This is a genomic window from Thioclava sp. DLFJ5-1 (assembly GCF_002020115.1).
Classification (GTDB): Bacteria; Pseudomonadota; Alphaproteobacteria; order Rhodobacterales; family Rhodobacteraceae; genus Thioclava; species Thioclava sediminum.
Genome location: NZ_MPZU01000010.1, coordinates 26,929 through 38,718, shown reverse-complemented (window position 1 = coordinate 38,718; position 11,790 = coordinate 26,929). Strand labels below are relative to the sequence as shown.

9 protein-coding genes are annotated in these 11,790 nt (G+C 62.7%); all 9 read right to left on the bottom strand.

Features of this window, described 5'->3' with window-relative positions; genetic code table 11:
• Nucleotides 1-137 precede the first annotated feature (137 nt).
• Nucleotides 138-2,261 (bottom strand): elongation factor G, encoded by a 2,124-nt coding sequence (gene fusA / locus BMI86_RS20650; RefSeq protein ID WP_078542979.1) that lies wholly within the window; start codon nucleotides 2,259-2,261, stop codon nucleotides 138-140.
• Between the two features lie 18 nt (nucleotides 2,262-2,279).
• A complete protein-coding gene (gene rpsG, locus BMI86_RS20645; protein WP_075773836.1) occupies nucleotides 2,280-2,750 on the bottom strand; it encodes a 30S ribosomal protein S7 in 471 nt (156 codons plus the stop codon).
• Nucleotides 2,751-2,762: 12 nt separating this feature from the next.
• On the bottom strand, nucleotides 2,763-3,134 hold the full coding sequence (gene rpsL / locus BMI86_RS20640) for a 30S ribosomal protein S12 (RefSeq protein ID WP_038074720.1): 372 nt from the start codon (nucleotides 3,132-3,134) through the stop codon (nucleotides 2,763-2,765).
• A gap of 244 nt (nucleotides 3,135-3,378) precedes the next feature.
• Nucleotides 3,379-4,116, bottom strand: coding sequence for a phosphatase PAP2 family protein (locus BMI86_RS20635; RefSeq protein WP_165757054.1), 738 nt, complete (start codon nucleotides 4,114-4,116; stop codon nucleotides 3,379-3,381).
• Entirely contained in the window at nucleotides 4,097-5,545 is a 1,449-nt protein-coding gene (locus BMI86_RS20630; RefSeq protein WP_078542975.1) for a glycosyltransferase family 39 protein, read from the bottom strand. Before BMI86_RS20630 ends, BMI86_RS20635 begins: the two co-directional genes overlap by 20 nt.
• On the bottom strand, nucleotides 5,520-5,825 hold the full coding sequence (locus BMI86_RS20625) for a lipid-A-disaccharide synthase N-terminal domain-containing protein (protein WP_078521308.1): 306 nt from the start codon (nucleotides 5,823-5,825) through the stop codon (nucleotides 5,520-5,522). The genes BMI86_RS20630 and BMI86_RS20625 overlap by 26 nt, the downstream gene beginning before the upstream one ends.
• Nucleotides 5,826-5,830: 5 nt before the next feature.
• Complete coding sequence (locus BMI86_RS20620) at nucleotides 5,831-6,580, bottom strand: glycosyltransferase family 2 protein (protein WP_078542973.1); 750 nt, start codon at nucleotides 6,578-6,580, stop codon at nucleotides 5,831-5,833.
• A 117-nt stretch (nucleotides 6,581-6,697) separates the two neighbouring features.
• The gene (locus BMI86_RS20615) at nucleotides 6,698-7,408 is read right to left on the bottom strand and encodes a hypothetical protein (protein WP_078542971.1); all 711 of its coding nucleotides are present in this window, start codon (nucleotides 7,406-7,408) and stop codon (nucleotides 6,698-6,700) included.
• Between the two features lie 138 nt (nucleotides 7,409-7,546).
• Entirely contained in the window at nucleotides 7,547-11,773 is a 4,227-nt protein-coding gene (rpoC, locus tag BMI86_RS20610) for a DNA-directed RNA polymerase subunit beta' (protein WP_078542969.1), read from the bottom strand.
• Between the last annotated feature and the right edge of the window lie 17 nt (nucleotides 11,774-11,790).

Sequence of the window (11,790 nt, the reverse complement as noted above, 5' to 3'; positions counted from 1 at the left end):
GTCTTGCCGTGGTCAACGTGGCCAATCGTGCCGATGTTGACGTGCGGTTTGTTACGTTCAAACTTTTCCTTTGCCATGATGGCCTCCTGTCAGTGCGTTGGATTGGAAAGGCGCCGGGTTGCCCCGGCGCACGTCCCTTACGCGTATTTCTTCTGGATCTCGTCCGAGATGTTCTGCGGCACGGCTTCGTAATGGCTGAAGAGCATCGTGAAGACCGCACGGCCCGAGGACATCGAACGCAGGTTGTTGATGTAGCCGAACATGTTGGCGAGCGGCACGAAGGCGTTCACGACGACCGCGTTGCCGCGGGTGTCCTGACCTTGCACCTGGCCCCGACGCGAGGTCAGGTCGCCAATGATGCCACCGGTATATTCTTCCGGGGTCACCACTTCGACTTTCATCATCGGCTCGAGCAGCTTCGCGCCAGCCTTGCGCAGACCTTCACGCATCGCGGCACGCGAAGCGATTTCGAAGGCGAGCACCGAGGAGTCGACGTCGTGGAAAGCACCGTCAACCAGCGCAACCTTGAAGTCGATCACCGGGAAGCCTGCCAGCGGACCGGAGTCCATGACCGACTTGATGCCCTTTTCGACGCCCGGGATGTATTCCTTCGGAACAGCACCACCAACGATGCGGCTCTCGAACGAATAACCTTCGCCCGGCTCGGTCGGCGTAATCTCGAGCTTGACGCGCGCGAACTGACCGGTACCGCCGGTCTGCTTCTTGTGCGTGTAGTCGATCTCGGTCGCGTGGCTGATCGTCTCGCGATAGGCCACCTGCGGAGCACCGATATTCGCCTCAACCTTGAACTCGCGCTTCATGCGGTCAACCAGGATGTCGAGGTGAAGTTCGCCCATGCCCTTCATGATGGTCTGACCCGACTCGATATCGGTCTCGACGCGGAAGGACGGGTCTTCGGCTGCCAGGCGCTGAAGGGCGAGGCCCATCTTCTCCTGGTCGGCTTTCGACTTCGGCTCCACGGCGATCTCGATAACCGGATCGGGGAAGGTCATCGTTTCGAGAACGACCTGGTTGTTCGGGTCGCACAGCGTGTCACCGGTGGTGGTCTCTTTCAGACCGGCCAGCGCGATGATGTCGCCTGCATACGCTTCTTCGATCTCGGTCCGGTTGTTCGAGTGCATCATCATCATACGACCGATGCGCTCTTTACGACCTTTGGTCGCGTTCAGGATCGAGTCGCCCTTCTTCATCGTGCCCGAGTAGAGGCGCGTGAAGGTGAGCGAGCCCACGAAGGGGTCGTTCATGATCTTGAATGCGAGACCCGAGAGCGGCTCTTCGTCATCGGCGTGACGCGCGATGTTCCGGGTTTCCGTCTCGTCGTCCGGCGAGAAGCCCATGTAGGCGGGCACGTCGAGCGGCGAGGGCAGGAAGTCGACCACGGCGTTGAGCAGCGGCTGGACACCCTTGTTCTTGAAGGCCGAACCACCCAGAACCGGAACGAAGGACAGCGACAGCGTGCCCTTACGGATCAGGCTGCGCAGCGTTGCGATATCGGGCTCTTCGCCTTCGAGATAGGCCATCATCGCGTCGTCGTCTTGCTCGACGGCGTTCTCGATGAGGTGCGAACGCCATTCGTCCGCAGTCGCCTTCAGATCGTCACGGATCGGCTGACGCACCCAGGCAGCGCCCAGATCTTCGCCTTTCCAGACCCACTCTTCCATGGTGACCAGGTCGACGATGCCTTCGAGTTGATCTTCGGCACCGATCGGGAAGTTCACCGGAACCGGGGTCGCACCGGTGCGGTCTTTGATCATCTTCACGCAGTTGAAGAAGTCCGCGCCGATCTTGTCCATCTTGTTGACGAAGACGAGGCGCGGAACCTTGTAGCGGTCAGCCTGACGCCACACGGTCTCGGTCTGCGGCTCAACACCGGCGTTCCCGTCGAGCAGCGCAACAGCGCCGTCGAGCACGGCCAGCGAACGCTCCACCTCGATGGTGAAGTCGACGTGGCCGGGGGTGTCGATGATGTTCATACGGAACTTGGTATCATCCGTACCTTCGGCGGTCGGATCTTCCTGCCACTGCCAGAAAGTCGTGGTAGCTGCCGAGGTGATGGTGATGCCGCGCTCGGCCTCTTGCTCCATCCAGTCCATGGTAGCAGCACCGTCGTGCACTTCGCCGATCTTGTGCGACTTGCCGGTGTAGAACAGGATGCGCTCGGTCGTCGTGGTTTTACCAGCGTCGATATGCGCCATGATCCCGAAGTTGCGATAACGCTGTAGGGGATATTCGCGAGCCATTGTGGCGTCCTTCCGTTATTACCAGCGATAATGGCTGAACGCTTTGTTCGCGTCGGCCATCTTGTGGGTGTCTTCGCGCTTCTTGACCGCGGAACCACGCGAGTTCACCGCATCCAGAAGCTCGCCAGCGAGGCGCTCTTCCATGGTGTTCTCGTTGCGGGACTTGGCGGCAGCGATGAGCCAGCGGATGGCCAGCGCTTCGCGGCGGGTCGGGCGCACTTCGACCGGAACCTGGTAGGTGGCACCACCCACACGACGCGAACGCACTTCGACCGAAGGCTTCACGTTGTCGAGGGCTTCGTGGAACACCTCGATGGGCTCACGCTTGAGCTTGCCCTCAACGCGGTTGAGCGCGTTGTAGACGATTTTCTCGGCGGCGGACTTCTTGCCGTCGATCATCAGGTTGTTCATGAATTTGGTCAGCACGCGATCGCCATATTTGGCGTCGGGCAGGACTTCGCGCTTTTCAGCGGCGTGACGACGAGACATCTCGAGATCTCCTTACTTCGGACGCTTCGCGCCGTATTTCGAACGGCGTTGACGACGGTCTTTGACACCTTGCGTATCGAGCACACCGCGCAGGATGTGGTAACGAACGCCCGGAAGGTCCTTCACACGGCCGCCACGGATGAGCACAACGGAGTGCTCCTGGAGGTTGTGCTTTTCGCCCGGGATGTAGGAAATGACCTCGAAGCCATTCGTCAGGCGCACCTTGGCGACCTTACGCATAGCGGAGTTCGGTTTCTTCGGCGTCGTGGTGTAGACGCGCGTGCAAACGCCACGCTTTTGCGGGCACTCTTGGAGGTGTTGCGACTTAGAGCGCTTCACCTTGGGCTGCCGCGGTTTGCGGATCAGCTGTTGGATCGTCGGCATTCGGTTCCCCGTTCTGCTGTCAATACTCGCCCCGTTTCCGGAGGCGCCACTTCTCGACGCGTTTCCGCGCGGATTCGCGAAAACGCCAAATCGCATTCCTCCCCGGCCCGAGGACCGCGGCGAATGCGTTGAATTCCAGAGGATCGGGGCGAAGGCCCGGATCATGACCACTAGAAATCGGCGACCCTCCGGGCAGACTTCGCCCGTCAGGTAGCGCGGCGTATAGGGGGAGTCGTTTGGGTTGTCAACTCTCGCGGCGGGTCCGCGCGAGGAGCTGCGCGCCCCACCCCGCAAACAGGATCCCCCAGAGCAGCCAGGCCACCGTAAGGCTCACCAATCCGGCGAAATAGGTATCCGACAGGAAGTGCCGCCCGGTACCGACTCGCTGCACGATGATGAAGACCGCGACGAAGACGCCGATGGCCCGCAGATAGAGTAATCCCCAGCGCGGCAGGCGCAGCCGCGACAGCTCTGCGCCGAGCCAGATCAGCAGCCCCAGCGCCACCGCCGCCGCCACCTCGCCCGACACGAACGAGCAGTTCCTCGAGCATTGATCGGTGAAAGTCCCCGCAAGACTGAAATGATGCGCGCCGCCGAAGAGATCGACATCGGCCGGGCGCGCGCGTCCCGAATTGGCCTTCAGGACACCGTTCACGACCACGATCGGGCCGAGCAGGTAGAGCAGGCAGACGAAGGCCCAGATCCGCGCCGGCAGGCGCAGCACCGTGCGATGACGCAGCCCCGCCCAGGGCCAGGCCACGAGCGAGACGAGAAACAGCACGATCGAGACATCCCAGATCCGCTGGCGCAGCCATTCCCAGAGCGGATTGGTGATGACCGAGAACCCCTCCCCTGCCCGGTAGAACAGCCCGGCGACGCCGAGATCGAGCTCCGGCACGAAGCGGAACAGCAGGAAGCCCCCGATCCACGCCGCCAGCAACAGGCGGCCCGCGAAGATCATGTCAATTTTCGGAACGGACACAGCGCGCCTCCACCAGATAAGCCGCATAGCCTTTGCCCGCCCAGGTCCCCGTCGCGTCGAGCTGCGCCTCGGGCGCAACCGGACCGCTGCCGCAATCGGGCGCGCTATTGGCGATCACCAGCAAACGACCATTATAGTCCTGTGGCAAGGGCCACATCTGCTCGTAATAGCTGTCGGCGCGCACGACGGGCTTCGGCGCGTAGATGGTCACGCCCGCATCCTGCCCGGTATAGAACAGATCGGCGAGGATCGCGCGATTGCCTGTGTAGACCGGCACATCGGCCTCTTTCGCAAGCGTCAGGATCTGGCGGCTCAGATCGGCCTGCCCCAGCCACCGCTTCAGCAGCGGCGCGCCATCTTTCTGCGGATAGGGCGCGAGAACGGTCAGCAGCGGGATCGACAGCGCGATCAGCCCGTTGATCAGGAGCGCGATCCAGCGCCAGATGCCGCGCAGCACCATCACAGCCAGAACGGTCCCAGCGAAATAGGCGGCGACCGCCCAGTTGGCATAGGCCCGGTCGAGCAGCGCCTCGATCGTCACCGCGACCAGCGGCGGCACCGAGAGCATCGCCAGCCCGCGCTTGCCCGGATCGCCCCAGCCCGCATAGCCGATCAGCAGCGCCACCATCGTCACCGGCCCGAAGACCGCGAATTGCGAGGCGACGAACTCCACCATCGAGCCGAAATTCAGCGCGGCCCCCTCGCGGACCCAACCGACATTGTCCATCGTATGCGAGACTGTCGTCAGCCCGTTATTCAGGTTCCAGACTACGTTCGGCGCGATCACCAGCCCGAAGGCCAGCGCCGCAATCACTGTGTTGCGCCAGCCGATCCGCCACGCCGGCGCCACGAGCGCCGCCAGCGCCAGACCGGGGATCAGGTAGATCGCGGCGTATTTCGCCATGAAGGCCAGCCCAGCCGCGACGCCCGCGGCCAGCGCGTCCGACCAGCGGCGGCTCTCGCCGGTGCGATGCAGGAACAGAAGGCTCAGCGCGTAGAACGGGGCCATCACGGTGTCGGTCGAGATCAGCACCGAGCCGACCGCAACGAAGGGCAGCGTGACATAGATCGCCGCCGACCAGATCGCGACCGAACGCCCCGCGATCCGCGCGCCCAAGGCGCCAAGCACCAGCGCCGTGATACCGTGCAACACAGCGCCCGGCATCCGCACCCAGGACGGCGCGTCCGAGCCTGCCAGATCGGTCACCGCCCGGAGCAGCCAGCCGATGAGCGGCGGTTTCGAGTAATAGCCGAAATCGAGATGCTGGCCCCAGAGCCAGTATTGCGCCTCATCGACGAAGAGATCGGTCTTGTTGAACGCCAGAAGTACCAGCCGCAGCGCGGTGACTGCGACGACGACGATCAGGGCCGGGACGAGCCAGCCGTCCCGATCGCCCCTGCGTTCAAGCTTCGCGTTTACGCTTGGCATGGATCAGCCACAGATTGCGCCCGTAGATGAACACGCCGAGCGACTGGCCGAGAACGAAGACCGGATCTTTGCGATAGAGCGCATAGGTCAGCAGCATCACGCCGCCGGCGAGCGAAAAATACCAGAATGCGACCGGCACCACGGATTCGCCTTTGCGCTCGGACGCGATCCACTGGACGAGAAACCGCCCCGTGAACATGAGCTGCGCGAGCAGGCCGAAGAGGACCCACCACAGCTCGAGAACGCTATCCGCGTGAAGCACATCCATCAGCCAGTCCATAGGCGTTACTCCTCGCGCATCACTTCGCCGGGCTGCGCTTTCTTGCGCCGACGGAGAAGCCACGCGACGCCCATCAGGTCGACAATGCCGACGAGACCGCGTTGCAGGTTGTTGTAATTCGAGCTGCCGCCGCCGCGCGAACGGTGAGCGACGTCGACATGGGCCACCTGCCACCCGTCGCGCGAGAACAACGCGGGGAGGTAGCGGTGCATATGGTCGAAATAGGGCAGCGCGAGGAACGCCTCGCGCCTGAAAGCCTTGAGGCCGCAGCCGGTGTCGCGGGTGCCGTCTTTCAGGATCGCGCCGCGGATCTTGTTCGCGAGCTTCGAGGCGAGCTTCTTGGACATCGTGTCCTGCCGCCCGACGCGTTGGCCTGCGACCAGACCGATCTTCTCGGAATTCGCCGCGCGCAGCGGCGCCATCAGGGCGGGAAGCTCGGAGGGCGGGTTCTGACCGTCGCCGTCCAGCGTGCAGATGATGCTGCCCTTCGCGGCCCGAACCCCCGAATGGACGCCCGCGCTTTGACCGCCCGAAGCACGTTGACCGGCGGCGTTCTTGTGCTGCAGCAGGCGCAGGTTCGGGTGGGTCTTCATCCGCTCGCGCAGGATCTGGTCCATCCCGTCATCCGAGCCGTCATCGACCACGATCACCTCGTAGTCGCAGACCGGCGCGCAGGCGGCGTCGATCTCGTCGAGAAGCCCCGCGATGTTCGGCGCTTCATTCTTCGCGGGGATCACGATTGAAATCTCGGGCATGGGTGCCGGAACTCTCTTGTCGCTGGGCCGGGATGGCGCCGAAGGTGCGGCTCTATTAGACCCGCCACCCGGTCTTGTAAACGGATCATCCCGGGGCAGCGGTCTGCCTGTGGCGGATCAGCCGAATTTCGCGAAAAGCTTCGAATAGCTCGGCTTGAGGGCGTTTCGCATCTCCATTGCACGTTCCATGTCGCCCGCCATCGCCGCGTCGTAGAAGAACGCAACGGAGACCGCGAAACCGTCCACGAGCTTTTGATAGGCCATGTCGGTCTCGGCCTCCGGCGCGGGATGCTTGACGATCTGCGCCGCGAGGTAACTCAGAAGCGAGGCATCCGCGATCAGCTGACGCGCACCTTCACCGCCCATACCCGCGTAATCGCGCGCGAGCACCTCTTCCATCTCCGCGTGATAGGCGTTCATCCGGTCTGAGAAGCCCACGATGCCGTTGCGGATATGCAGATCGCCGATGCTGTCGCGCACCCCTTCGAGGGTCTCATGCGCCTCGGGCAGGTTCCCGGCGGCCACCTCTTCCTCGGCCTTCGCCGCAAGCTCGCTGACTTTGTCGAAAGTCGCGCCGAGAACCGCGTCATCGGCATATTGCGGCGGCGGCTCGGCGGTCCAGGCGTCGGACAGCGTCTGCCACTCGCCGACGAAGCGATCGAGCGCGGCCTTGGTTTCCGGCTGCTTGCCCTGGTTCGACAGGAACAGCGCCGCGCGGTAGTCGCCATAGGCCTTGCGCAGCTGCGCCTCCGCATCCTGATAGGCGCCCGCAAAGGCAGGCATGGCGATCAGCGCGCTCAGCGCGAACGGGGTGACAAAGCGGATCATCGGGGTCCCTCCTCCGGCAAACAGGCTCTCGCCTTTTCGACGTTACCCTGCCCCAGAGATCGGGTTCGCGCAAAGAAAAACCCCCGCGCGATCTCTCGCGCGGGGGGATGTTTCAGATCGTCTCCAACCGGAGGTGGATCAATCGCGGCTTTCCGGCGTCTCGACCGGACCGAAATCAGCCTCTGCCTCGGCCGGAGCCGCCAGCGCTGCCGCGGCTTCCGCCTCGGCCTGACGCTGCTGGATGACCTTGGAGTCACGCTCGGTCGCGATCTTGCGGACCTTGGTGGTCGCGCCACCGGTACCCGCCGGGATCAGACGGCCGACGATGACGTTCTCCTTGAGGCCCACGAGCTTGTCGCGCTTGCCCTGCACCGAAGCCTCGGTGAGAACGCGGGTCGTCTCCTGGAAGGAGGCCGCCGAGATGAAGGACCGGGTCTGCAGCGAGGCCTTGGTGATGCCGAGCAGCACGGGTTCGCCATGCGCCGGACGCCCACCACGGGCTGCAACCTTGTCGTTCTCCTCGTCGAACTCTGCCTTGTCGACGTTCTCGCCTTTCAGGAGCGTCGTATCGCCGGAATCGAGGATCTCGATCTTCTGCAGCATCTGGCGAACGATCACCTCGATGTGCTTGTCGTTGATCTTCACGCCCTGCAGTCGATAGACGTCCTGCACCTCGTTGATGAGGTAGTCGGCCAGAGCCTCGATCCCCATGATGCGCAGGATGTCATGCGGCGCCGGGTTGCCGTCCATGATGTAGTCACCCTTCTGCACGAAGTCGCCTTCCTGCACCGGGATGTGCTTGCCTTTCGGCACCATGTACTCGGCCGGCTCCAGACCATCGTCACGCGGATCGATCGCGATCCGACGCTTGTTCTTGTAGTCCTTGCCGAAGCGCACATAGCCATCGATTTCGGCGATGATCGCGTGATCCTTCGGACGGCGTGCTTCGAAGAGTTCGGCCACACGCGGCAGACCGCCGGTGATGTCCTTCGTCTTCGCGCCTTCGCGCGGAATACGTGCGACAACGTCGCCCGCTTTCACGTCCTGACCGTCTTCCACCGAGAGGATCGCGTCCACCGACATGGTATAGGTCACCGGGTTGCCCGCTTCGTTGCGGACCGGCTCGCCATCCTCGCCGAGGATCAGAACTTCCGGCTTCAGCTCGTTGCCCTTGGGCGCAGCGCGCCAGTCGGACACGATCTTCTGGGTCATGCCGGTCGCATCGTCGGTATCCTCGCGCACGGAGATACCCGAGATCAGGTCGACGAAGCGCACCTTACCGGGCTTCTCGGCGATGATCGGCAGGGTGTAGGGATCCCATTCGATCAGCTTGTCGCCGCGACCGACCGCCTCGCCATCCTTCACGAAGACCTTGGTACCGTAGCCGATTTTGTGCGAGGCAAGCTCGTCACCCTGATCGTTCACGATCACGAGCTGCATGTTCCGGCCCATGACGATCTGCTCGCCCATCTCGTTGAGGATGATGTTGGCGTTGCGGAACTCGATCTTGCCTTCCTGGCTGGCCTCGAGGAACGACTGCGAGCCACCCTGAGCAACACCGCCCAAGTGGAAGGTCCGCATCGTCAGCTGCGTACCGGGTTCACCGATCGACTGCGCGGCGATAATGCCCACCGCTTCGCCTTGGTTCACCAGCGTACCGCGTGCGAGGTCGCGACCGTAGCAAAGCGCGCAAACGCCCTCTTCGGCCTCACAGGTCAGCGCCGAGCGGATACGAACGGATTGCACGCCCGCCTGCTCGATCGCGTCGGCCTTGCGCTCGTCGATCAGCTCGCCGGCGCGGACGATCACGTCGTCCTCGCCCGGAACCGTCACGTCATCCGCCGCGACACGGCCAAGTACGCGCTCCGAGATCGGAGCGACGATTTCGCCGTCATTCACAGCCGCAGACGCGGTGATCGCGCGGTCGGTGCCGCAATCATGCGTGCGCACGATGCAGTCCTGAGCGACGTCCACCAGACGGCGGGTCAGGTAACCCGAGTTCGCCGTCTTCAGTGCGGTATCCGACAGACCCTTACGGGCGCCGTGGGTCGAGTTGAAGTATTCAAGAACGGTCAGGCCTTCCTTGAAGTTCGAGATGATCGGCGTCTCGATGATCTCGCCGTTCGGCTTGGCCATGAGGCCACGCATGCCGCCCAGCTGCTTCATCTGCGTCACCGAGCCACGAGCGCCCGAGTGGGCCATCATGTAGACCGAGTTCGGTTCCTGCTCGGCACCGTTCTCGTCGTATTTCGGCGCGGAGATGGTGTTCATCATCGCGTCGGTGACCTTGTCGTTACACTTCGACCATGCATCGACGACCTTGTTGTACTTCTCACCCTGGGTGATCAGACCGTCCATGTATTGCTGTTCGAAGTCCTTGACCTGGTCGCGGACGGTTTCGACGATGTCCCACTTGTTATCCGGGATCACCATGTCGTCCTTGCCGAACGAGATGCCAGCCTTGAACGCTTCCTTGAAGCCCATGCCCATGATCTGGTCACAGAAGATTACCGACTCTTTCTGACCGCAATAACGGTAGACGGTGTCGATCGTGTTCTGCACGTCTTTCTTACGCAGAAGACGGTTCACCAGTTCGAACGGAGCTTTCGCGTTCAGCGGCAGCAGCGCGCCGAGGCGCACACGGCCGGGCGTGGTCTCGAAACGCTCGTAGACCTCGTTGCCGGTTTCGTCGATCTGCTTGATCCGCGCGGTGATCTTGGCGTGCAGATGCACTTCGCCCGAGTTGAGCGCGTGCTCCACTTCCTCGACCGAGGAGAAGGACATGCCTTCGCCCTTCATGCCTTCGCGTTCCATGGTCACGTAGTAGAGACCCAGAATCATATCCTGCGAAGGAACGATGATCGGCGCGCCGTTGGCGGGCGACAGGACGTTGTTCGTCGACATCATCAGCACGCGCGCTTCCAGCTGGGCTTCCAGCGAGAGCGGAACGTGGACGGCCATCTGGTCACCGTCGAAGTCGGCGTTGAACGCCGAGCAGACGAGCGGGTGCAGCTGGATCGCCTTGCCTTCGATCAGCATCGGTTCGAACGCCTGGATACCCAAACGGTGCAGCGTCGGCGCACGGTTCAGCAGAACCGGGTGCTCGCGGATCACCTCGTCGAGGATATCCCACACCTCGGGACGCTCTTTCTCGACCAGCTTCTTCGCCTGCTTCACGGTGCTCGACAGGCCTTTGGCCTCGAGGCGCGAGTAGATGAAGGGCTTGAACAGTTCGAGCGCCATCTTCTTCGGCAGACCGCACTGGTGCAGCTTGAGTTCCGGGCCGGTCACGATGACCGAACGACCCGAGAAGTCGACGCGCTTACCCAGAAGGTTCTGACGGAAGCGACCCTGCTTACCTTTCAGCATGTCCGAGAGCGACTTCAGCGGGCGCTTGTTGGTGCCCGTGATGACGCGACCGCGACGGCCGTTGTCGAACAGCGCATCGACCGATTCCTGCAGCATCCGCTTTTCGTTGCGCACAATGATGTCGGGCGCACGCAGTTCGATCAGACGCTTCAGACGGTTGTTCCGGTTGATCACACGACGATAGAGGTCGTTGAGATCCGAGGTCGCGAAACGGCCACCATCGAGCGGGACGAGCGGACGCAGTTCCGGCGGGATCACCGGAAGCACGGTCAGCACCATCCACTCGGGGCGGTTTCCCGACTCGAGGAACGACTCGACGATCTTCAGACGCTTGATGATCTTCTTCGGCTTCAGCTCGCCCGTGGCTTCCTTCAGCTCTTCGCGGAGCTGCTCGGCCGTGGCTTCGAGATCGATGCCAGCAAGCATTTCACGGATAGCTTCCGCGCCGATGTTGGCGGTGAAGGCGTCCGCGCCGTAGGTGTCCTGCGCGTCGAGATACTCTTCTTCGGACATCAGCTGACCGTATTGCAGGTCGGTCAGACCCGGCTCGATCACCACGAAGTTTTCGAAGTAGAGGATACGCTCGAGGTCGCGCAGCGTCATGTCCAGCATCAGGCCGATGCGCGAGGGCAGCGACTTGAGGAACCAGATGTGAGCGACGGGCGAGGCCAGTTCGATGTGGCCCATACGCTCGCGGCGCACTTTCTGGAGGGTGACTTCGACGCCGCACTTCTCGCAGACGACGCCGCGATACTTCATGCGCTTATATTTGCCGCACAGGCATTCGTAGTCCTTGATCGGGCCAAAGATGCGTGCGCAGAACAGGCCGTCACGCTCGGGCTTGAACGTACGGTAGTTGATGGTTTCCGGCTTTTTGATTTCACCGAAGGACCAGCTCAGGATCCGCTCCGGCGAGGCGAGCGAGATCTTGATCTCGTCGAACGCCTTCGGCTGCGCGAGCGGGTTGAACGGGTTTTGGGTCAGTTCCTGGTTCATCTGTAAATCCTTGAATG

Excerpts from the sequence above, each read along its gene's own strand:
- fusA (WP_078542979.1), bottom strand. The coding sequence starts at position 2,261 with ATGGCTCGCGAATATCCCCTACAGCGTTATCGCAACTTCGGGATCATG.
- rpsG (WP_075773836.1), bottom strand. The coding sequence starts at position 2,750 with ATGTCTCGTCGTCACGCCGCTGAAAAGCGCGAAGTCCTGCCCGACGCC.
- rpsL (WP_038074720.1), bottom strand. The coding sequence starts at position 3,134 with ATGCCGACGATCCAACAGCTGATCCGCAAACCGCGGCAGCCCAAGGTG.
- BMI86_RS20630 (WP_078542975.1), bottom strand. The coding sequence starts at position 5,545 with ATGCCAAGCGTAAACGCGAAGCTTGAACGCAGGGGCGATCGGGACGGC.
- BMI86_RS20625 (WP_078521308.1), bottom strand. The coding sequence starts at position 5,825 with ATGGACTGGCTGATGGATGTGCTTCACGCGGATAGCGTTCTCGAGCTG.
- BMI86_RS20620 (WP_078542973.1), bottom strand. The coding sequence starts at position 6,580 with ATGCCCGAGATTTCAATCGTGATCCCCGCGAAGAATGAAGCGCCGAAC.
- BMI86_RS20615 (WP_078542971.1), bottom strand. The coding sequence starts at position 7,408 with ATGATCCGCTTTGTCACCCCGTTCGCGCTGAGCGCGCTGATCGCCATG.
- rpoC (WP_078542969.1), bottom strand. The coding sequence starts at position 11,773 with ATGAACCAGGAACTGACCCAAAACCCGTTCAACCCGCTCGCGCAGCCG.